Genomic DNA, 20,848 nt, shown 5'->3' on the forward strand with positions numbered 1-20,848 from the left:
ATGTAAGTATAAGGGTATAATGATTTATGGATAAATATCAGCAAAAATCAGCAACAGCATTACAATATTCTGGTAAAGCCGCCCCCACTATTACAGCAAAAGGCCATGGCGAACTTGCCGAGGATATTATCACTCTAGCAAAGCAGCATGGCGTGTTGGTGCATCAAGATGATGAGCTAAGTAAGTTGCTTAATCAATTAAGTTTAGGCGATGAGATCCCAGAACAACTGTACATTGTGATTGCAGAACTAATCGCATTTTCGTATGTGTTGCAGGGTAAATTTCCAGAGAATTGGCATAATATTCATCAGCGTGTAGACATTAAAACCTGATTAACATTGATTAAAGTCTAACTGGATTTAGTTTGATGCAGGCTTAATAATAACTCAGCTTCGGCTCGTGGCAGTTCGCACTCTCGAATAATTTCTTCCAAGCCCGCGCCCAGCTCAACCATTTTCATTGCTCGACTGTAAATTTTAGCATCTGGATCCGCTAACTCTAATGATTGTTGCTTATCCATCAGTTGATGCAGTTGTTGTTGCTGCTCAGATAGCTCTGATTCAAAACTGATTACCCGCTGACCAACACCGATAATACCACTGCGTAATTCTTTTATGTCATGATCAAGTTGCGTATGCAGTGCCGTGGCTTGGTTTAAGGTTGACAGCTGCTGCTGCAATTGTTGCAGCTGTCGCTGACTGCGACGCTGCATTAGATAAATCCCTAATAGCAATGCAATTAGTAAAATAGTTTGTGCCAGCACAACTACCCATAGCATCATCATTAGATTGCGCCTACCTCATCCCACTCTTCGTCACTGAGCAGTTTGTTTAAATCGACTAAAATAAGTAACTCATCTTCACGGTTTGTCACACCTTGAATAAAGCGAGCGCTTTCATCAGTACCAACGTTTGGTGCGGTGTCGATATCTGATTGCTTCAAATAAACCACCTCAGCAACGCTGTCGACTAAAATGCCAATCACTTGTTTTTCAGCCTCAATAATCACAATGCGACTATTATCGGTTAATTCCGCCGGCTCTAAACCAAAACGGGTGCGAGTATCAATTACTGTAACCACATTGCCACGTAGGTTAATAATACCGATAACATAGTCCGGTGAACCTGGTACAGGAGCAATTTCAGTGTAACGCAGCACTTCTTGCACCTGCATAACATTAATACCGTAAGTTTCTTCTTGCAGTTTAAATGTTACCCACTGTAATACCACGTCAGCGCTGGTACTTTTAGTATTAGATTGTTTAGTTAGTGTACTCACACACTGCTCCTTTATACTGCTTGGATCTTATTAGGCTGTAATATCTAAACCACGATTTAGCAAATCAATCATCGCATCAACATCAACTAGCACACACATATGTTCTTTAATCACACCAGCCATCCAAGGGCGTTTGCCTTCAACTTGGCGCCATTGCACATCTTCTTGTTCTAACATAAAGGTATTCACTAATGATTCGCAGCAAATACCCCAATTACTATTCGCCAGCATTATGACATATTGATAATCTAACTGTTGCTGCATTTGTTGATCATACTTCTCTGGCATTACCCAGCGCGCGGTATCAACAATATTAATTTTTTGCTCGCGATACAGCATAACACCTTTAAACCACTCTGGTTTACCAATCAAGCTATTTACATGGCCAAGCTTATGAATACCCCCGAGTTCCTTTAACGGTACCGCGATTTTTAAACCCGCTAACTGGAAAAACAACGCTTGAAAACGGCCTTTTCGGTATTCTTTCTCTGGTGCTTTTTTTAGTGTTTTCTCGGCTGCTTTCTCAGTTACTTTCTCTGTTACTTTCTCTATTACAACAGTAGCGTTAATTACCTCTGGCTGTGTCGCCAGTAAATTAGCAGTTTGCTTGTTAGTTATTACTGGAGCAACTGTTTTTTCAATCAGCTTATTTTGTAGGCTTACTTGTAATAATTCTTTCTGGCTAGCTTGCGCTAATAAAGCATTTAATTGTTGCTGTTGTTGCTTGGCAAGCACATCTGCTTCTGGCGTTTTTTCCGATACAGTCTGCTTGATTACCGGCTCTTCGGTTAACAGCGCCGACAGATAATGTTGCATCACCTTGTGACTAGCGTTTAAATTGCTCATCAATACTCCGGCGTTAACTGCAACAAATAGGTCAGTAACGTATTATATGCAAACACACCTCTGGACGATGGGGCATGAACATTCGGCGGTGTATTGGCCAAACTCGCATCACGAAACTTAGTATCAATTGGCACTACAGCCGACCAGACTTTATCTTGATAGGTTTGTTTTAATTCTTTGTAGGCTTCTAACGAAGCTTTTGTTCTTTTATCATACATAGTGGCAACTATAGTATAAGGATAGTTTTTTTTCTGCGAGGTAGACATAAGCTTTATGGTAGCGATCATTCGCTCTAGGCCTTTTAAAGCCAAAAACTCAGTTTGAACCGGAATAACTAACCTATCGCATGCTGCTATGGCATTAACCATCAGTACCCCCATCACCGGAGGGCAATCTATTAATACATAGTCATATTCATGTTCTACTTTTAGCAGGGCTTTTTTTAACATTAAGCCCATACCGCCACGGGTACCTAAAGAGCGATCCAAGGTAGAAAGTGCCATTGAAGACGGTAATATATCTAGGTTTTTTACCCCGCTTGGGCATAACGACTGCAAAATTTGTTCGGCAGTAGCCTCGTTGCCACGAATAAAAATATCGTACACACTAACTTCTAGATCTTCCGCATCAATACCAAAATAATAGGTTAAAGACGCATGAGGGTCGGTATCCACTAGCAATACTCTATGGCCTCGCTCGGCAAGTAAACCGGCTAAACTAACTGCAGTTGTCGTTTTACCTACGCCACCTTTTTGATTCGCTACTGTCCAGATTACCATTATTGTCCTTGCTCATTCGCAGCGGGTTGTCGTGTCGTAATACGAATACCACCACCTGGTAAGGCAATTATTTTAATACTGCCATCATCTTGAGTGACTTGTTCTAGTTTTTGTTGCAACTCAGTTTCTGCTGCTAAGTTTACTGGCGGCGCTTCTGCTTGTTGATAACCATAGCGAGAAATAGCTATCACCACTTTACGGTTTTCAGCTCGGCCTTGGGCATTATTATTACTGGCGAAGGGATAATATTGGCCAAAACCTTCAATCGCCATTCTGGCAGGCGTAGTGCCTAATCGCTCTAATAGTCGCAGCACAGAAGCGGCGCGACTGGCAGATAACTGCCAGTTGGATGCAAATAGTTCGTTATTAATCGGCCGATTATCAGTATAGCCACGCACTCGAATATAATTATTAATCGGATTAATAATCTTGGTAATTTCTGTTAATAAGGTCGCTGCTGAATCTGTAGCAGTTGCACTGCCGCTGGCAAATAATAAGCCGCTATTTAATTCAATGGTTAGCCAATTTCCATCACGTTGTATTTTGGTTAAACCTTGCTCAATTAAGCTGTCTAAGGCTTTAACTAAGTGCTGCTCTACCGACTGTAATGGACTGCCTAAATTTTTATCATCAATGTCAGATAAGATACTGGCATCCGCTAATAAGGTTGGCCCTTTTGCCGGCTGTAATGACGTGCCGTACAATGCTAATTCACTTTGTGGCCCATTATCAGTTAATACCCCTTTACTGGTAAGCCCGGTTTCAGAGCTAATAGGCTTAACAAATAAGCGGGTTAAGCTTTGCTCTAACACGCTATATTGTTCTTCTTTGATAATAGACATAGCGTACAGCACAACAAACAGCGCAAACAATAAGGTCATAAAGTCGGCATAAGAGACTAGCCAGCGATCGACTTGCTGATCTGGTTGCTGCTGATGTCTACTCCGATGCCGATACATCGCCTTACTCCAGCCGGTAAGCGGCCAGCTTACGTTCAATATTGTAGGGGTTTTCACCGTGGGCGATAGACACTAAACCTTCCACAATTAACTCATGATATAGCGTACGCTGTTCAACTAAATTTTTTAACTTATTACCAACAGGCAAAAAGAAAAAGTTAGCAAAACCAACACCATAAATGGTGGCAACAAAGGCCGTTGCTATACCCATACCTAATAATTGTGGCTCGGAAATATTAGCTAAAGCTTGAATAAGCCCCAATACCGCGCCAATAATACCTATAGTAGGGCTATATCCGCCCATAGCATCAAATATTCTGGCACCGCGCATTAAGCGCTCGTGCTCTAAGCTTAATTCAGCGTCTAGGGTATCTTGCAACACACCCGGTTCAACACCGTCCACTAACATATTTAAGCCACGATGCAAAAACTCATCTTGCTCAGATAACGCATCGTCTTCGAGGGCTAAAAAGCCATTGCCTCTCGCTGCTGTACCCCAGTTCACAATGCGTTGTGCCGTATGTTGTAATGGAATTTGTTCAGAATGAAATACCCAAGGCAGCATTTTCAAACCTTGCTGAAATTGCGCAGAGGGTGTTTGCAACATTACTGCACCAACCGTTCCGCCAGCCACAATAAAGAATGCAGGCAAGTGCAGTAAAGTGGTTAAACTGCCCCCTTCCATAACAAAGCCGCCAGCCACGGCAATCACTGCCAGAAAAAAACCGGCTATCGCAAGTTTATCCATGTTTAAGCTCCACCAGTAGACGTGCCGCAACATCATTTAAGCTAATTTCAGCATCCATCAAACCTGCTTGAGCAATAGCTTGTGGCATGCCATAAACAACACAGCTTGCTTCATCTTGTGCCCAAATTTGTGCGCCTTGTTGCTTTAATATTCTGGCCCCTTCGCGGCCATCTGCTCCCATGCCCGTTAATACTATGGCTAATACTTTATCGGCATAAACTCTAGCAGCGGTAGCAAAGGTAATATCCACACTAGGTTTAAAGGTAATTCTAGGCGAATCATCTTCTCTTATTCTTAAACGAGCTTGGCTTGGCGAGCCTTCTAGCAACATTTGTTTACCGCCAGGCGCTAAATAAGCTACGCCGGGTTGCAGAACATCACCCTCTTCTGCCTCTTTAACCTTTATCTTGGCTAAGCCATTTAAGCGCTGAGCAAAAGCGCCAGTAAAAGCAGCTGGCATATGTTGAATTAACACTATGGGTAACGGGAAATCTGCAGGCAGGGCTGTGATAATACGTTGTAAAGCAACGGGGCCGCCGGTAGAAGTACCAATAGCCACTAACTTATATTGCTTTCCGCTAGCTTGAAAGGTTTTGTTACTGGACGTAGCAGCTAAGCGCTGGCTTAACTGAGGTCGCTGCAAACTTTCTGGCTTTACCGTTGTAGATCGCGCACTAAGACTCGACGTCATAGGGCTGGTAACTGAGGGTTTAGTTAACTCTGTGCGCGGCGCTACCGTATTAAAAGTGGCACGACCTAAGGGCCTTCTGCGCGCAACCGCTTTTACTCTATCGCGTAATACTTGACCGGCTTCATCTTTATTACGAGCAATATCTTCAAATTTTTTCGGTAAAAAATCGACCGCACCAGCTTCTAGGGCATCAAAAGTAGCCTTAGCGCCTTCATGGGTTAATGATGAAAACATTAAAATCGGTGTACGTTGCGATTGCATGATCTCGCGCACGGCAGAAATACCATCTAATACCGGCATTTCTACATCCATAGTAATAACATCAGGTTGTAATGCTTTAGCTTTTTCCACCGCCTCGCGGCCATTTACGGCAGTATCTATCACTTCAATCGCGGGATCTATCGCCAGAATTTCTGTCAGCCTACGGCGAAAGAAACTTGAATCATCAACAACTAAGACCCGGATAGTCATATTGTCTATTCACCTCGGCCGCTGCTGAATCGCTCAAACTTAATTTTTGATTTTTTAGCGTAATGTTTAAGTAAGTTAGGTACATCTAATATCAATGCAATACCGCCATCAGAAGTAATAGTTGCACCTGCCATACCCGGAGTGCCCTGTAATAAGCGATCTAGCGGCTTAATCACTACTTCTTCTTGACCAATCAATGCGTCAACCACAAAGCCTACTTGTTGAGTACCAATTTGCACAATCACCACATGGCCTTGTTCCCGACGACGTTTTTTCTCAGAGCCTTTAACTAACCAATGTTCGAGGAAAAATAACGGAATGGCTTTATTGCGCACCACTATGGTTAATTGACCATCAACGACATTAGTTTTATTTAAATCCAAATGGAAAATTTCACTAACACCGGCTAAAGGTAAGGCGAAAGTTTGCTTGCCTACCATCACCATTAACGTGGGTAATATGGCTAAGGTTAATGGCACTTTAATTTCTAATAAGGTGCCTTGACCTAATTTTGAATGAATTTGCACCGAGCCATTAAGTTGGGTAATTTTGGTTTTAACCACATCCATACCCACACCACGACCAGAAATATCAGAGATCTGTTCTTTAGTGGAGAAACCAGGAGCAAAAATTAAATTAAATGCATCGTTATCAGACATACGTGCCGCAGCATCAACATCTAAAATGCCGCGCTTTATGGCAATAGATTTCAGTTTTTCCGGGTCCATACCCGCACCATCGTCTTGGATGGTTAATAGAATATGGTCGCCTGCCTGTTCAGCTGCCAGCTTAACCGTACCAACCCGTTTTTTACCGGCTTGTTGCCGCACTTCTGGCATTTCAATACCATGATCAACCGAGTTACGTACTAAATGCACTAGAGGATCGGCTAAAGCTTCTACCAAGTTTTTATCTAAGTCGGTGTCTTCACCTTCTAAAATTAACTCAATATCTTTTTTCAACGATCGCGCCATATCTCTTACTACGCGAGGGAATCGACCGAATACCTTTTTAATCGGTTGCATCCGGGTTTTCATTACCGCACCTTGAATATCTCCGGTTACCACATCTAAATTGGCAATGGCTTTACCCATCTCTTCATCGCTTACCGTGCCAGCCAAACTTAATAACCGATTACGCACCAGCACTAACTCTCCGACCATATTCATGATCTGGTCTAAGCGTTTAGTATCAACTCTGACGGTAGTTTCGGTTTGTACTTGCTGGGTCGGTGCCGCTTTATCTGTAGCAGGAGCGTTTATTGCTGCATCAGTTGAGCTCGATTTGGCTTCAGCTGGCTTAGGTGCCGCTGGTATAGCTGGGCTTACATTGGGTGTAGAAGACTGTGAGCCAGCCTGGTTACTTACTGAAGGTATATTTGCAGCTGGCTTATCTACATCTGTAGGCGCTTTACCTTTGCCATGCAGCTGATCTAACAGCGCTTCAAATTCATCATCATCAATTTCGTCAGGCTTGGTTGCGTTACTTGCAGCAGGCGCTGGCACTACTTTAGCCGGTTTAGCCACTGCTGGTTTATCAGCTGCTGTTGGCGCTTTGCCTTTACCATGCAGTTGATCCAGTAACGCTTCAAACTCATCATCATCTATTTCATTAGACGAACTATCATTACTAACGGCAAAATCAGTACCACTAACAGCAGTATCAGGAATAAATGAGCCTTTACCATGCAACTGGTCTAAAATCGCTTCAAATTCATTATCCGTGATATCACCGGTGTCTGAGCTTAATGCTGCAGCTTCATCAATTGATCCAGCGGATTTTGTACCGTGTAACTCATCTAAAATGCGCTCGAATTCTTCTTCAGTCATATCATCAATGCCACTGTCGCCAGCATCAGTAGCAACTTGGGTAACCACTGATTCAACTGCAACATTTTCTTTCGAGCTTGCTAAAGGCGCAGCTTGGTTTGCTGATTCAGGCTCACTATAAATGTGCAATGCATGCAGTAATTCTGCTGGAGCGGGAGTTAAAGGCTGGCGGTTTATTACCGCCACAAACATGGCATTAATACTATCTAAGGCTTGTAGTATTACATCCATTAATTCTGACGTGACACGACGTTTACCGGTACGTAAAATATCGAAAACGTTTTCAGCACCGTGGCAGGCATCAACTAATTCCGTTAAGGCTAAAAAGCCTGCGCCACCTTTTACGGTATGAAAACCGCGAAATATGGCATTTAATAAATTAGCGTCGTCGGGGTTGTTTTCTAACTCAACCAGTTGTTCTTGTAGCAACTCAAGTATCTCACCAGCTTCGACTAGGAAGTCCTGTAAAATATCCTCATCCATATCAAAGCTCATGCTTGAATACCTCTATTAAAAGCCTAAACTAGAAAGCAGGTCATCAACATCATCCTGCCCTGTTACCACATCTTCACGCTCTGCGGCGTCTAAGATTGGCCCTTCTGCATCTCTTGCTTTAACTTTTTTATTTTTTGTTGGTGCTAAGGATGATGCAGTTTCTGACTTATTAAATGCTGTTAATAAACCAATTAAACCTTCTTCAACTTCGCGAACTAATTCAATAACACGACTTAGAATCTGTCCGGTAAGATCTTGATAATCTTGCGCCATCAATACATCTGTCAGTAAGCTATTGAGGGTTTTAGAATCGATATTGGCTTGCAACAAAAAACCATCTACGTTATGACACATGCTTTTAAATTCATCTAACGGCAATTGGCGCTGCATAAGGCGTTGCCACTGCGGTTGAATAAGGGCTAATTGTTGGGAAATATGATCAGCTATCGGTAAACAAGACTCTACCGCATCCATCGTCCGATTAGCTGCTTGCTCCGTCATGCCAATAACATGCGCTAAGCGTTTTTTAGCATCGGGAATATCTTCTTCAAGTAAATTATTTAAAGAAGGGTCAAGATGAAAGCTTTCTAATGAGCTATGTAATTGCCGGGTTAACTTACCTACTTCAGCAAATAACTCAGAGCTATCGGGCAGCGCTAGCTGTTGTACTAATTGATTAGCAGATTCATATTGCTCTGTTTCTAATAACTCAACTAACTGGCGAGCTTGCTGTAACGAAATCACGGGCTCCGTTATTATCGTCATATTGTGACTCCCTTGTCCGTGACGATTAGCCTAAGCGCTCAAAGACTTTTGCTAGTTTTTCTTGTAACGTAGCCGCGGTAAATGGCTTCACAATGTAACCGTTTACCCCCGCTTGTGCAGCGGCAATAATTTGTTCTTTTTTAGCTTCTGCTGTAACCATTAATACTGGAATGTGCTTTAGCTTAGCATCAGCACGAATAGCTCGAAGCAAATCGATACCTTGCATACCTGGCATATTCCAATCGGTTACTACAAAATCAAATGCAGTATTTTGCAGCATAGGTAAAGCAGTGCTGCCGTCATCCGCTTCAGAAACGTTAGTAAAGCCAAGATCACGTAACAGATTTTTTATTATTCGTCTCATAGTAGAAAAGTCATCTACCACAAGAATTTTCATGTTTTTATCCAAAATCTCCTCCAACGAGATATTACGGCAAACTCAGAATAGGTTTATACCCAGTCTTGCATTCTGGCTTTTAATCTAATAAGGGCTTGGCTATGTATTTGACTCACGCGTGATTCGCTTACATCTAATACCGCACCAATTTCTTTTAAATTTAGTTCTTCATTATAATATAAAGATAATACCAAAGCTTCACGCTCAGGTAACTTACTAATAGTAGACACTAAATCTTGTTGAAATGCGCTATTGGCTTGAATATCAAATAAAGTATCATTATCCGTATCATCGCTACTCACAATGACATCTTCAGACACACCAAGATCTTCAATGCCGATAATTCTACCACTGCTAATATCACTAAGTATATGATGATACTCATCTAAAGAAATATTTAGCTTTTCGGCTACTTCAAAATCTTTAATATCCCGACCATGTAGGGTTTCTAATTCGGCAATCGTTTCAGCAAATAAGCGGGCATTGCGATGCACTGAGCGAGGCGTCCAGTCACCACGGCGCATTTCATCTAACATTGCGCCACGGATGCGAATGCCGGCAAAGGTTTCAAAACTGGCGCCTTTGCTGCCATCAAAATTCTTTGCGGCTTCAATTAAGCCTATCATACCGGATTGAATTAAATCATCTACTAGCACACTGGCAGGTAACCGAGCTAACAAATGATAGGCTATACGCTTCACTAGCGTCGTATGCTGCTCTATCAGTTGTTGCATACGATCAACACCGCCGTAAGCGGCTAATTTACTATTCACAGCACGCCTCGTTCCGGATGAGCGTCAATTAACTGCTCTAAGAAAAACTCTAAGTGCCCCGATGCCATATCAGGTAACGGCCACTTAGCGGCTTTTAGGGCTAAACTTTTAATGGCCATGCTCGCGGCTGTTTTAGGAAAAACATCAATAAAGGCTTTTTGTTTACGCGCCGCTTTTCGCACGTTTTCATCATAAGGTATGGTTGCCACTAATTCCAGATTCACATCTAAAAACCGGTCAGTCACTCGGGTTAATTTAGCAAATAGTTCTTGGCCTTCTTTAACACTGCGCACCATATTGGCCACAATTTTAAATCTGTCTACGCCGTGATCTCGGCTAAGTATTTTCATTAAGGCATAAGCATCAGTAATGGATGAAGGTTCATCACACACCACAACTAACACATCTTGAGAGGCTCGCGAAAAGCTTAAAACCATATCAGAAATACCCGCAGCGGTATCAACCAACAACACATCGACAGCCGTTTGCATTTCACCAAAAGCACGAATTAAACCAGCATGCTCTGCGGGGGCTAATTCTGTCATGCTTTGTGAACCTGAAGACGCCGGTATAATTTTTATACCAAACGGGCCTTCGATAATAATATCATCAAGCGAAACTTCGCCTGATAGAACGTGAGATAAGTTTTTTTCTACCCGTAAACCAAGCATCACATCACAGTTTGCTAAGCCTAAGTCGGCATCTAGCACCATAACGCTTTTACCCAATTGGGCTAAAGCCATAGCAAGGTTAAGCGACACGTTAGTTTTACCTACGCCGCCTTTACCGCCACTAATCGAAATAACTTTTACCATCTGTTTATTCATTCTTCTAAGACCATTAGCTTGATCATCAAAATTGTCATGATTATGCATAGGTCCCTTCCGCCCGATTCATCTCATCATTGTACCACTGATGAACCGTACTACTTTGTGCTAGTCGTAATGTTTCTGCCTGTTGCACTAATGCTTTTGCGTCTGCAACTGCAATATCCTCAGGCACACGCTGACCATTGGTCAAATAACTTACGGCTAGTGAATTTTGAATTGCCACATTAATTACCTCGCCTAAACTTAAACATTCGTCAAGTTTAGTAAAAATACAACCAGATAATGGAATGCGCTTAAAGTGGGTAACGCTTTCTTGCATAACCCGCGCCTGTGCTGTTGCAGACAATACCAGATAACTTTTTATTTTGACATGGCTATTATGCACCAGCGTGGCAAGTTTTTCGGCTAAACGCACATCGCGTTGGCTCATACCTGCGGTATCAATTAATATCAATTTACGTTGTTGTAACTGATTAATTAATAACGTTAATTCTTCGCTATCTTTAGCTAACTTAACTGGACAGCCAATAATGCGGCCAAAGGTGGCTAATTGCTCATAAGCACCAATGCGATAGCAGTCGGTTGTAATCAGCGCCACTTGGTCGGCACCATGACGACGGGCAAACTCTGCCGCTAATTTAGCAACGGTAGTGGTTTTACCCACCCCTGTTGGCCCGACTAACGCTACTACTCCACCGCGACGCAAAATATCGTCATTGGTGGTACTAATTTGGCCGGCTAATAACTCTAAGGCAGAATCCCAGGCATCATTAGCATTCATGTCTTCAGACATAAAACAGGCTAGCTGATCAGCCATTTGCTCTGTTAACCCTAGCTGTTGCAAATTTTCAATCACCAAAGCACGTACTGGCTCGCGGCGTGCTAAATCTTGCCACATTAAACCTGACACTTGATGTTGTAATAATTGACGCATCGACAGCATTTCATTGCGCATCGAGTCCATCTGTTTTTGCATTAAGCTGGCTTGTTGCTGTTGCAACTTGCTTATTTCTGTTAATTGGCTATTCGCTGCGGCTTGCGCATTGCCAGTATTTTGACGCTCAAAGCCACTTTGGCGCTCAGGGCTGCTTGGTCTATCATAGCCATTTTGACGCTCAAGGCTGTTCTGCCGAGAGGCTTGAGCTGGACGATTAAATGCCGCAGCCGGTTGTGCTGTAGCACCGTTCGCACTATTAGCACTGCCATCATTGTGCTGTTTTTGCATTTGACGGGCTAATAATGCTTGTAGTGAGTCGCCAGCCGATTCAGTGTCATCATCGTCAGATACCGTGGCTTGAAAACGTGGCTCAGCCCGCTTAAGCACTGGCTTAGAGGCTGCCTGCACTGGCGCGGTCTCGTTATCAATAGCCGCGACTATCTCTACACCTTCTGGTACTTTTTTATTGGATAAAATAATTGCATCAGGTCCAAGGAACTCTTTCACCTCGGTTAAAGCACTACGCATGTCTTTTGCTACAAAGCGTTTTATTTTCATGAGTTACTCCTAAGAAGCCTGACCAATCACACTAACAATGCGAATTTGTTTATCATCGGGTATCTCTTGATAAGACAATACCCTCAGTCCTGGAATGGTATACTTCACGAATCGTGCCATAACTGATCGTAAAATTCCTGACGTTAGTAAAACTGCACTATCGCCACTTAATTCTTGGTTTTGATAAGACTCTTGTAATGACTGTTGAATTCTATCTGCTAGGCCCGGTTCAATACCTGCACCGTCATTTCCGGCCGCTTGCATAGACTGATGCAGCATTTGTTCTAATTCTGGCGCAAAGGTAATGACCGGTATCTCACTGCGATTACCACCCACTTCTTGCACAATTAACCGACGTAAGGCAATTCGACACGCTGCGGTTAACACATCCACATCCTGACTTTTCGCGCCATATTCCACTAACGTTTGCACAATAGTGCGCATATCGCGAATTGGCACACCTTCTTGTAATAAGTTTTGCAGTACTTTCACTACCACTGTTAGTGGCAACGTATCCGGCACTAAGCCCTCTACTAATTTAGGTGAATGCTTAGCTAACATATCCAGTAGGTTCTGTACTTCTTCATGCCCCAGTAAACTCGCCGCATGATTAGTTAAAATTTGACTTAAATGCGTGGCGACGACAGTTGCGGCATCAACAACGGTATAACCTAAGGTTTGGGCATGTTCACGCTGATCTTTTGCTATCCAAACTGCATCTAAACCAAAAGCAGGATCTTTGGTTTCTATGCCTTTTACCGTGCCAAAGACTTGGCCAGGGTTAATGGCTAATTCGTTATCATGGCGCAATTCACTTTCACCACTGATCACGCCCATTAAGGTCATACGATAGCTATTAGGCTCTAAATCTAAATTATCGCGAATATGTACCGGCGGAATTAAAAAACCTAATTCTTGCGATAACTTTTTACGCACGCCTTTAATCCGGCTTAATAGCTCTCCGCCCTGGCTTTTATCAACCAGCGGAATTAAGCGATAACCCACTTCTAAACCAATTACATCGACGCCTTGCACGTCATCCCAACCAATTTCTTTATTAAGCTGTGGCGCATCGGTTTGTACCGCAGCATCACGTGTAATAAGCTCGGCTTTGGCTTCTTTACCGCGTTTGTGCATGAAATACGCCATCGCGCCAACAATAGCCGCTAACGATAAAAATGAAAAATGCGGCATACCCGGTACTATACCCATAAGCGTTAATACGCCTGAGGCCACAAACAACACTTGAGTATTGCCCAATTGCGCCGTCATTTGCTGGCCCATGTTTTGCGATTTATTTTGCCGGGTAACAATAATTGCAGTACCAATAGACAATAACAGCGACGGGATTTGCGCCACTAAACCATCACCTATGGTTAATAACGTATACACTTCCATGGCATTAGCAAAAGACAAATCATGCTGGAACATGCCAATAAATAAGCCACCCACTAAGTTGATGACTAAAATAACAATACCGGCGATGGCATCGCCTTTAACAAACTTACTGGCACCATCCATCGAACCATAAAAGTCGGCTTCGCTTGTTACTTCTTCACGCCGATCTCTGGCTTGCTCTTGGGTAATTAAACCTGAGTTTAAATCGGCATCAATCGCCATCTGCTTACCTGGCATAGCATCAAGGGTAAAACGCGCAGATACTTCAGCAATACGACCGGCACCTTTGGTCACAACCACAAAGTTAATGATAATTAAAATTAAGAACACCACGATACCAACGGCATAGTTGCCACCAATAACCACCGAGCCAAAAGCTTCGATTACTTTACCGGCCGCATCACCACCATTATGACCTTCAAGTAATACCACCCGGGTGCTGGCCACGTTAAGTGCCAAGCGCATTATCGTCGCCACTAACAAAATAGCCGGAAAAGCACCAAAATCGAGGGGGCGCAAGGTATAAACCGTTACCAATAACACCACTAGCGATAGTGCAATGTTAAATGAGAACAATACATCTAACAGCACTGGGGCTAAAGGCAACACCACCATCGCTAACGCAGCTAAAATAAATAGCGGCGTACCCAAGCCTTGTAAAAACCTGAGTTTAGAACGATCAAAACCTTTGATATAACTGACTAACTGCATGACAACCCTGACAGTAAATTGGCGCTATACAGGGTATTAAGCAAGAACTGCTCCAATATTGGAGAACCTAGCTGGAAGTGTGGATATCAGAGAGTTAGATATCCGCTTTTAGGGTAACAGGATAGTGTTCATCCTTGAGAACAATAGGACTAAAATTTGATTTTACCAATTACAATATCTTTAAACATCTGCCTATGTACCTACATTTGTTTTTTTTGGTTATGCAGATTTTCCTAAGTCGAATCAAACTATATTGTGCCGAGTATTTGTTCCCAGCCATTGGTTAACAGTGTTAACAATCTCGTTGGCCTTTGTTTTCTTCATTCCGATATTAAAGCCAACTAGCCAACGCACTTTATCCATTTCAGGTGCAAAAATCATTGAGCTTTTACCACCCAGAATGTCATCGGGGATCTCACCCGTTGACAAGGCTAAACTATATCGTGAAACCGCACTGTGGTTACTTTTTCGCTGCATCTCAAGATAAGCAAATAAAACGGGTTTGATCAGTCGAGTTTCACTGCGCAAACCAAATAGGCGAAATGTGTTCAAAGGCAACAGCGGTGCACTTATTCGGCTAATCGTCCCCGCAGTTCGATCAAAATGAATGGTTGTTTTACGCATAGCCAGTGTAAACCCAGCAAGAAAGGCTATTCCGATAAACACTAGAATTAATTTATTCAGTATCGGAGATGCGGTCATTTCAGCCGGCTCGAGCAAAAAACAAAATCCAGCAACAACCAAGCCCACAGCAAGCCCCCACCAAGGACTATCTTTCAAGATAAGATGCTGTTGAGTATTTTCTTGTATGTGCATAGCTCTCAACCTTAAAATTTATGCCTAATATATAAACCAATTAACGCCAAGTATTAATAGGTTAATCTTCAAAACTTAATCTTGCCAATTAAAATATCTTTAAACATCACCCAATCACCTATTAAGCTGTAAATTGGATAAGTAAAAGTTGCTGGCCTATTTTTTTCAAACACAAAATGGCCCAGCCAGGCAAAACCATAACCAATGACAGGGAGTAGCCACAGTAGAAGCAGTTTGCCTGATATAGCAACATAGATAAGTAGCATAATAATGATACTAGAACCTATAAAATGCAGCCGACGGCAGGCTTGGTTAGTGTGTTGGCTTAAGTAAAATGGGTAAAACTCAGCAAAATTTTTATATTGTTTAGACATTAAGCTATCCTTGCCGCGTTTGGCATTCAATATATTATTACTCAGCTTTGCTGATTAAATTTACCAAATCAACAGCCAACTTCACTTTGAGAGCATTATTTAAACTTAATGGCGATAATCATCAGGAATAGGCAGATCTTTGGCTAGGGCTTTAGGTCTAGTACCTTTGCCTTTTTTGTGCATTTTTAATTGATACACATAGGCGAGTACTTGGGCTACGGCGGCGAATAGCTGCTCTGGGATGGGGTGATCTACTTTTGTAGTGTGGAAGATAGAACGGGCTAATGCTGGCGATTCTAATACCGGGATTTTATGCTCGTTGGCTATTTTACGAATATGCATGGCTACTTCATCCACACCTTTAGCCACTACAACGGGGGCTTTAAACTTACCTTGGTCGTATTTTAGCGCTATGGCGTAGTGTGTCGGGTTGGTAACGATAACATCGGCTTTGGGTACTTCTTGCATCATCCGTTTCATCGACATTTCCATCTGAGTGCGACGAATACGCTGCTTTATCTCTGGGCTACCTTCACTATTTTTATGCTCGTCTTTTATTTCCTGCAACGACATCTTAAGTTGTTTTATATGGTTCCACTTTTGATACGGTGCATCCACTAAAGCAATCACCGATACGCTGGAGCATAGTCCTAAAAATATCCATGCTAAAAAGTATAAAGCCGACTCAATATTATTCGGCTCACTCATCAAAGATAACGACATAATGTCGTCGAAAAAGAATTTTAATAATAAATAGGCAATGCCGACAACAACGATAACTTTTAAAAAGCTTTTTAATAGCTCAACAAAAGCTTGTAAACCAAACATGCGTTTAAAGCCTTTAAATACACTCATTTTACTGGCTTTAGGGGCTGCGGCTTGCATACTAAAATTAAAGCCACCTAATAAGGTATTACCAATAAAAGCTGCGGCTAAAATAACGGCAAAAATACCTGCCATAGGCGGTATAAGCTCTTTACCTACTTCACCCCATGCCGTGAACATAGAATTAACTTCAAACATATCTTTTTGGTCTAAGCGCAGCATGCGCTGACCAATAGTTAAGATCCCCATCGCTAACATTTTGCCAAACATCAGTATGGCGCAGGCACTACCAATTAAAACAAAGGCCGTTCCTAAGTCTTTGGATCGGGCTATCTGGCCTTTTTCGGCTGCGTCTTGCAGCTTCTTAGCCGTGGGCTGTTCGGTTTTTTCCGCACTATCATCTGCTGCCATAGCGAAGCTCCCTTAACAGCCAATTAGGCGACAGCTATACTCGATGCTGTGCTGCCACTGTTTGTCGAAATGGAATAAAAACGTATCTAAGGTTAACCATAAAATAACTAAGCCCGATAACATGGTGATAGGAAAGCCTATCGAGAAGATATTAAGCTGCGGCGCGGCGCGAGTCATAATACCGAAAGATAAATTCACCGTTAACATCGAAATAATAGGTGCTAAGGCAATAGCTAAAGCAGTAGCGAACATCCAACCACCAAACTCAAGCACCACCCAATAACTACTCACTTCCCACCACTCGCCGTTTATCGGTAATGTTTCAAAACTAAACACTAACATCTGGATCATAATTAAATGGCCATCAAATAACCAAAATAATAACGTGGCTAAAATTAAGTAAAACTGACCAATCGCTGGCACGCTTACGCCACTGGCTGGGTCGACCATAGACGCAAAACCTAAACCGGTTTGAGTCGCTAATAACTGGCCAGCAACAACGAAAGTGGTAATGAATAATAAAGATATAAAGCCTAGGGCAAAACCAATCATTAATTGCAATAAAACTTCAATGATCATCTGGCCAGACATTAAGTTGGTATTTTCTACTGGGGGAAGCGTTGGCATAATAATTAAGGTAATCATTACCACTAAACCGGTTTTAATTCGCATCGGCACGTTGCGCACGCCAATACCGGCCATAATTAAAAACATCCCCGTTACCCGACATAACGGCAGTAAATAATCAGCAATGGTTTGCATTAAAATGCTTAACGGGAATTCCATAATCCGCTCGGCTACCCTACCACGGTTGGAATACTAAGGAATAACTCATGGGTAAACTCCATGATGGTTTGCGTTAACCAATGACCACCAAAAATGAGTGATAATAAGGTAACAATTAAGCGCGGTAAAAAACTCAGTGTTTGTTCGTTAATAGAGGTCGCCGCCTGAAATACCGCAACTAATAAGCCGACAAATAGTGACGGCAAAATAATGGCGCTAACCAGCAAGATAACTAAAAATAGTGCATCACGTAGCACATCGACAAACACCTCTGGACTCATGTGCCGACTCCATAACTGGTAGCCAAGGTTCCCATCACCAGCACCCAGCCATCAACTAACACAAACATCATTAGCTTAAACGGCAATGAGATAATCATTGGCGATAACATCATCATACCCATAGCCATTAAGACACTGGCCACCACTAAGTCGATAATCAAAAACGGAATAAACAGCATAAAGCCGATTTGAAACGCGGTTTTTAATTCACTGGTAATAAAGGCCGGTATCACCACAGTAATGGGATAATCTTGCGGGTTTTCTGCTAGCTCTAAACCGGCAATTTGCGCAAAGGTATCTAAATCCTTAGTGCGGGTTTGATGCAGCATAAAGCCTTTTATTGGCACTATGGCAGTTTCTAAAGCTTGTATCGGCGATATTTCTTCGGTGAGATAAGGCTGAATGGCAGAGTCATTAATGTCTTTAAACACCGGAGCCATAATAAAAAACGTTAAAAATAACGTAATACCTATTAACACTTGGTTAGACGGTGACTGCTGCAAGCCAATGGCTTGGCGCAATATTGCCAACACCACAATAATCCGGGTAAAGCAGGTCATCATAATCACGAGCGCTGGAATAAAGCTCAGCATCGTCATTAACGCTAACACTTGCAGTGTTACGCTATATTCCTGACTACCATCAGCATTAGTGGTTATCTTTAGTGCAGATAGTGCACCATTATCAGCAAAAACCTCGGGGCTAACGAATAAAATTAGCACCAGAAACAACAGTCGCAACATAGTTCATTCTATTTTTTTAGGAACGATTGTAACTGTGTATGAAAGTCTGATGCCAACTTTTCTTCTGGTAGTGGATTTTCTAGTTCAAACAGCAAATTTATGTTGTTTGAAGTGACACCTAAAACGCGTTGTTTCCCTTGCATTTCAATGACTAACAGCTTCTCTTTAGGGCCTAAAGATAAAGTGGAAATTATTTTTATATGTCGGCTACCTGGCAGGCGTAACGTCAATTTTTTGAAGGTCCAGCCCAGTGCTAAAACAATTAACACCACGATCGCCAAAGAAATGGCCATTTTACCTAAGCTTAAACCTGAACTACCTGGTTGCGTAGGCTTAGCGGTTAACGCAGCAGGCGTTGTCGGTTTGTCACTGCTGGATATTGGCTTTATTTCTGCAGAAGATTGTGTTTCTGCTAAAGGTTCTTTTATAGCTGAGGGCTCTTTTATAGCTGAGGGCTCTGTTTTAGCCAATGGCTCTGCATCAACTAAAGCCTGCTCAGACGATTTAGGCTTTTCACTCGCTACGGGCTCTTTATCAGCAGAAGCCTCTGCAGCAACAGCTGTAGCGCTTTGTTGCGCCAGCACAGCGCTACTACTAACACTGGTTAATAGTAGCGCCAGCAGCAGCGCTAAAGCCGCTTTAGTTACATTAAGCAGCATTAACGCAGTTTCTTAATACGTTCAATTTGGCTAATCACGTCGGTCAAGCGAATACCAAACTTATCGTTCACTACCACCACTTCGCCGTGGGCGATTAAAGTGCCGTTGACTAACACATCTAATGGTTCGCCAGCAACACGCTCTAGCTCTACTACTGAACCTTGGTTTAGCTGCAATAAGTTACGAATACTTATTTTAGCTCGACCTACTTCCATCGAAATGGTAACCGGAATATCTAAAATAGTATCAAGCTTACGCTTTTCATCGGCAGAAATGCTTGATTTTTCATCACGTAATTCTTCTAAGTCAACCGCTTCAGCGCCGCCTTCGGCTTCTGCCATTGCTGCTGCCCATTCGTCCATGGTGTCTTTATCATCAGCCATTTTTATTACCTTTTATCCTGATCTGACAAATTCAGATCCGCTTCTAATTCATTGATATCTGCGTCGCTATCAAGACGGCGGCCGCCTTTTGTAAATACGTGCAATTCTGATTTTACCGATTCTGGTCGTTTTATTTTCTCAGTAATTTTCACCGCCACATTATCCCGCGAGCGGCCTAACTTGCCGCGATAAGTCGGTAAATCTTCAATTAATACCGTTATATGTTCAGGCATTTCTATCGGAATAATATCACCGGCTTTTAATTCCATTAATTCACGCAGGCTAATATCGACATCAAGCATTTTAGTACTAAGATCAACCTTAACGTCCATTATTTCGTCGCGTAGCGCCTTACTCCAGCGCATATCAGTATCTTCTTTGTCGCTTTGCACACCCGCATCTAAAAGCTCTCTAATTGGCTCTAACATTGAATACGGCAAGGCAACATGAAAATCACCGCCACCGCCGTCTAGCTCAATATGAAAAGAACTTATAACGACCACTTCAGTTGGGCTAACAATATTCGCCATGGCTGGGTTGACTTCAGAATCAAGATATTCAAAAGACACATCCATTACCGGTGACCAAGCTTCTTTATAATCTTCAAAAATAAGCTTTAATAACATTTGAATAATACGCCGCTCGGTTGGCGTAAATTCACGACCTTCAATTTTGGCATGATAACGACCATCACCACCAAAAAAGTTATCTACTAAGATAAAGACTAGCCGTGCTTCCATGGTAATTAAGCCAGTGCCTTTTAAAGGTCTAAACCGCACCATATTTAAGCTAGTAGGTACAAATAAAGTATGTACATACTCGCCAAACTTAATCATTTGCACGCCGTTAATGGATACTTCAGCAGTACGCCGCATCATGTTAAATAAGCTAATCCGCATATGACGGGCAAAGCGCTCATTTACCATTTCTAACGTAGGCATACGTCCGCGCACAATCCGATCTTGCGACGAGAAATCGTATTCAGCAGCAGAGCGGCTTGTACCTTTGCCGGTTTCTTCTACCTCTTCTTCTTCAACGTCATCGACACCATGCAATAGCGCATCAATTTCGTCTTGTGACAATAAATCGGTCACGGCTGCTCACT

24 protein-coding genes are annotated in these 20,848 nt (G+C 42.4%); 1 reads left to right on the top strand and 23 read right to left on the bottom strand.

The window, feature by feature from the left end:
* Positions 1–26 precede the first annotated feature (26 nt).
* Positions 27–332 (top strand): EscU/YscU/HrcU family type III secretion system export apparatus switch protein, encoded by a 306-nt coding sequence (locus tag BI198_RS12275; protein WP_070049811.1) that lies wholly within the window; start codon positions 27–29, stop codon positions 330–332.
* Between the two features lie 17 nt (positions 333–349).
* Here the strand turns inward: BI198_RS12275 and BI198_RS12280 are convergent, their stop codons facing one another.
* The 23 genes from BI198_RS12280 to fliM all read right to left on the bottom strand — a co-directional run bounded on the left by BI198_RS12280 (position 350) and on the right by fliM (position 20,837).
* Entirely contained in the window at positions 350–784 is a 435-nt protein-coding gene (locus BI198_RS12280) for a DUF2802 domain-containing protein (protein WP_070049812.1), read from the bottom strand.
* A complete protein-coding gene (locus BI198_RS12285; RefSeq protein ID WP_070049813.1) occupies positions 784–1,278 on the bottom strand; it encodes a chemotaxis protein CheW in 495 nt (164 codons plus the stop codon). The genes BI198_RS12280 and BI198_RS12285 overlap by 1 nt, the downstream gene beginning before the upstream one ends.
* A 30-nt stretch (positions 1,279–1,308) precedes the next feature.
* On the bottom strand, positions 1,309–2,124 hold the full coding sequence (locus BI198_RS12290) for a chemotaxis protein CheW (RefSeq protein WP_070049814.1): 816 nt from the start codon (positions 2,122–2,124) through the stop codon (positions 1,309–1,311).
* Positions 2,124–2,903 (bottom strand): ParA family protein, encoded by a 780-nt coding sequence (locus BI198_RS12295; protein WP_070049815.1) that lies wholly within the window; start codon positions 2,901–2,903, stop codon positions 2,124–2,126. Before BI198_RS12295 ends, BI198_RS12290 begins: the two co-directional genes overlap by 1 nt.
* Positions 2,903–3,862 carry a flagellar motor protein MotB gene (locus BI198_RS12300; protein ID WP_070049816.1) on the bottom strand — a complete coding sequence of 320 codons (960 nt, stop codon included), beginning with the start codon at positions 3,860–3,862 and terminating at the stop codon, positions 2,903–2,905. Before BI198_RS12300 ends, BI198_RS12295 begins: the two co-directional genes overlap by 1 nt.
* A gap of 4 nt (positions 3,863–3,866) precedes the next feature.
* Positions 3,867–4,610 carry a flagellar motor protein gene (locus tag BI198_RS12305; RefSeq protein ID WP_070049817.1) on the bottom strand — a complete coding sequence of 248 codons (744 nt, stop codon included), beginning with the start codon at positions 4,608–4,610 and terminating at the stop codon, positions 3,867–3,869.
* A complete protein-coding gene (locus BI198_RS12310) occupies positions 4,603–5,772 on the bottom strand; it encodes a protein-glutamate methylesterase/protein-glutamine glutaminase (protein WP_070049818.1) in 1,170 nt (389 codons plus the stop codon). The genes BI198_RS12305 and BI198_RS12310 overlap by 8 nt, the downstream gene beginning before the upstream one ends.
* 5 nt (positions 5,773–5,777) lie before the next feature.
* Positions 5,778–8,096 carry a chemotaxis protein CheA gene (locus tag BI198_RS12315; RefSeq protein ID WP_070049819.1) on the bottom strand — a complete coding sequence of 773 codons (2,319 nt, stop codon included), beginning with the start codon at positions 8,094–8,096 and terminating at the stop codon, positions 5,778–5,780.
* A gap of 15 nt (positions 8,097–8,111) precedes the next feature.
* Positions 8,112–8,861: a protein phosphatase CheZ gene (locus BI198_RS12320; RefSeq protein ID WP_070049820.1), complete on the bottom strand. Its 750-nt coding sequence runs from the start codon at positions 8,859–8,861 to the stop codon at positions 8,112–8,114.
* 25 nt (positions 8,862–8,886) lie between these two features.
* The gene (gene cheY / locus BI198_RS12325; RefSeq protein ID WP_449421105.1) at positions 8,887–9,258 is read right to left on the bottom strand and encodes a chemotaxis response regulator CheY; all 372 of its coding nucleotides are present in this window, start codon (positions 9,256–9,258) and stop codon (positions 8,887–8,889) included.
* Positions 9,259–9,311: 53 nt separating this feature from the next.
* Complete coding sequence (locus BI198_RS12330) at positions 9,312–10,031, bottom strand: RNA polymerase sigma factor FliA (RefSeq protein WP_070049822.1); 720 nt, start codon at positions 10,029–10,031, stop codon at positions 9,312–9,314.
* Positions 10,028–10,906: a MinD/ParA family protein gene (locus BI198_RS12335; RefSeq protein WP_070049823.1), complete on the bottom strand. Its 879-nt coding sequence runs from the start codon at positions 10,904–10,906 to the stop codon at positions 10,028–10,030. Before BI198_RS12335 ends, BI198_RS12330 begins: the two co-directional genes overlap by 4 nt.
* Entirely contained in the window at positions 10,899–12,356 is a 1,458-nt protein-coding gene (flhF, locus tag BI198_RS12340; RefSeq protein WP_070049824.1) for a flagellar biosynthesis protein FlhF, read from the bottom strand. Before flhF ends, BI198_RS12335 begins: the two co-directional genes overlap by 8 nt.
* 9 nt (positions 12,357–12,365) lie before the next feature.
* Positions 12,366–14,465 carry a flagellar biosynthesis protein FlhA gene (flhA, locus tag BI198_RS12345; RefSeq protein WP_070049825.1) on the bottom strand — a complete coding sequence of 700 codons (2,100 nt, stop codon included), beginning with the start codon at positions 14,463–14,465 and terminating at the stop codon, positions 12,366–12,368.
* Between the two features lie 243 nt (positions 14,466–14,708).
* Complete coding sequence (locus BI198_RS12350; RefSeq protein WP_070049826.1) at positions 14,709–15,281, bottom strand: hypothetical protein; 573 nt, start codon at positions 15,279–15,281, stop codon at positions 14,709–14,711.
* A gap of 68 nt (positions 15,282–15,349) precedes the next feature.
* Positions 15,350–15,655 (bottom strand): DUF962 domain-containing protein, encoded by a 306-nt coding sequence (locus BI198_RS12355; protein ID WP_070049827.1) that lies wholly within the window; start codon positions 15,653–15,655, stop codon positions 15,350–15,352.
* 105 nt (positions 15,656–15,760) lie between these two features.
* The gene (flhB, locus tag BI198_RS12360; protein WP_070049828.1) at positions 15,761–16,891 is read right to left on the bottom strand and encodes a flagellar biosynthesis protein FlhB; all 1,131 of its coding nucleotides are present in this window, start codon (positions 16,889–16,891) and stop codon (positions 15,761–15,763) included.
* 12 nt (positions 16,892–16,903) lie between these two features.
* Positions 16,904–17,677 carry a flagellar biosynthetic protein FliR gene (fliR, locus tag BI198_RS12365; protein ID WP_070049829.1) on the bottom strand — a complete coding sequence of 258 codons (774 nt, stop codon included), beginning with the start codon at positions 17,675–17,677 and terminating at the stop codon, positions 16,904–16,906.
* Between the two features lie 11 nt (positions 17,678–17,688).
* Positions 17,689–17,958: a flagellar biosynthesis protein FliQ gene (gene fliQ, locus BI198_RS12370; protein WP_070049830.1), complete on the bottom strand. Its 270-nt coding sequence runs from the start codon at positions 17,956–17,958 to the stop codon at positions 17,689–17,691.
* Complete coding sequence (gene fliP / locus BI198_RS12375) at positions 17,955–18,701, bottom strand: flagellar type III secretion system pore protein FliP (RefSeq protein ID WP_070049831.1); 747 nt, start codon at positions 18,699–18,701, stop codon at positions 17,955–17,957. Before fliP ends, fliQ begins: the two co-directional genes overlap by 4 nt.
* 8 nt (positions 18,702–18,709) lie before the next feature.
* On the bottom strand, positions 18,710–19,360 hold the full coding sequence (gene fliO, locus BI198_RS12380; protein WP_070049832.1) for a flagellar biosynthetic protein FliO: 651 nt from the start codon (positions 19,358–19,360) through the stop codon (positions 18,710–18,712).
* Entirely contained in the window at positions 19,360–19,743 is a 384-nt protein-coding gene (gene fliN, locus BI198_RS12385; protein WP_070049833.1) for a flagellar motor switch protein FliN, read from the bottom strand. The genes fliO and fliN overlap by 1 nt, the downstream gene beginning before the upstream one ends.
* 5 nt (positions 19,744–19,748) lie before the next feature.
* Positions 19,749–20,837, bottom strand: a complete 1,089-nt coding sequence (gene fliM, locus BI198_RS12390) for a flagellar motor switch protein FliM (RefSeq protein ID WP_070049834.1) — start codon at positions 20,835–20,837, stop codon at positions 19,749–19,751.
* Positions 20,838–20,848 lie beyond the last annotated feature (11 nt).

Origin of the sequence: Rheinheimera salexigens (assembly GCF_001752395.1) — a bacterium.
GTDB lineage: Bacteria > Pseudomonadota > Gammaproteobacteria > Enterobacterales > Alteromonadaceae > Alishewanella > Alishewanella salexigens.

Excerpts from the sequence above, each read along its gene's own strand:
- BI198_RS12275 (WP_070049811.1), top strand. The coding sequence starts at position 27 with ATGGATAAATATCAGCAAAAATCAGCAACAGCATTACAATATTCTGGT.
- BI198_RS12280 (WP_070049812.1), bottom strand. The coding sequence starts at position 784 with ATGATGATGCTATGGGTAGTTGTGCTGGCACAAACTATTTTACTAATT.
- BI198_RS12290 (WP_070049814.1), bottom strand. The coding sequence starts at position 2,124 with ATGAGCAATTTAAACGCTAGTCACAAGGTGATGCAACATTATCTGTCG.
- BI198_RS12295 (WP_070049815.1), bottom strand. The coding sequence starts at position 2,903 with ATGGTAATCTGGACAGTAGCGAATCAAAAAGGTGGCGTAGGTAAAACG.
- BI198_RS12300 (WP_070049816.1), bottom strand. The coding sequence starts at position 3,862 with ATGTATCGGCATCGGAGTAGACATCAGCAGCAACCAGATCAGCAAGTC.
- BI198_RS12305 (WP_070049817.1), bottom strand. The coding sequence starts at position 4,610 with ATGGATAAACTTGCGATAGCCGGTTTTTTTCTGGCAGTGATTGCCGTG.
- BI198_RS12310 (WP_070049818.1), bottom strand. The coding sequence starts at position 5,772 with ATGACTATCCGGGTCTTAGTTGTTGATGATTCAAGTTTCTTTCGCCGT.
- BI198_RS12315 (WP_070049819.1), bottom strand. The coding sequence starts at position 8,096 with ATGAGCTTTGATATGGATGAGGATATTTTACAGGACTTCCTAGTCGAA.
- BI198_RS12320 (WP_070049820.1), bottom strand. The coding sequence starts at position 8,861 with ATGACGATAATAACGGAGCCCGTGATTTCGTTACAGCAAGCTCGCCAG.
- cheY (WP_449421105.1), bottom strand. The coding sequence starts at position 9,258 with ATGAAAATTCTTGTGGTAGATGACTTTTCTACTATGAGACGAATAATA.
- BI198_RS12335 (WP_070049823.1), bottom strand. The coding sequence starts at position 10,906 with ATGCATAATCATGACAATTTTGATGATCAAGCTAATGGTCTTAGAAGA.
- flhF (WP_070049824.1), bottom strand. The coding sequence starts at position 12,356 with ATGAAAATAAAACGCTTTGTAGCAAAAGACATGCGTAGTGCTTTAACC.
- flhA (WP_070049825.1), bottom strand. The coding sequence starts at position 14,465 with ATGCAGTTAGTCAGTTATATCAAAGGTTTTGATCGTTCTAAACTCAGG.
- BI198_RS12350 (WP_070049826.1), bottom strand. The coding sequence starts at position 15,281 with ATGCACATACAAGAAAATACTCAACAGCATCTTATCTTGAAAGATAGT.
- BI198_RS12355 (WP_070049827.1), bottom strand. The coding sequence starts at position 15,655 with ATGTCTAAACAATATAAAAATTTTGCTGAGTTTTACCCATTTTACTTA.
- flhB (WP_070049828.1), bottom strand. The coding sequence starts at position 16,891 with ATGGCAGCAGATGATAGTGCGGAAAAAACCGAACAGCCCACGGCTAAG.
- fliR (WP_070049829.1), bottom strand. The coding sequence starts at position 17,677 with ATGGAATTCCCGTTAAGCATTTTAATGCAAACCATTGCTGATTATTTA.
- fliQ (WP_070049830.1), bottom strand. The coding sequence starts at position 17,958 with ATGAGTCCAGAGGTGTTTGTCGATGTGCTACGTGATGCACTATTTTTA.
- fliP (WP_070049831.1), bottom strand. The coding sequence starts at position 18,701 with ATGTTGCGACTGTTGTTTCTGGTGCTAATTTTATTCGTTAGCCCCGAG.
- fliO (WP_070049832.1), bottom strand. The coding sequence starts at position 19,360 with ATGCTGCTTAATGTAACTAAAGCGGCTTTAGCGCTGCTGCTGGCGCTA.
- fliN (WP_070049833.1), bottom strand. The coding sequence starts at position 19,743 with ATGGCTGATGATAAAGACACCATGGACGAATGGGCAGCAGCAATGGCA.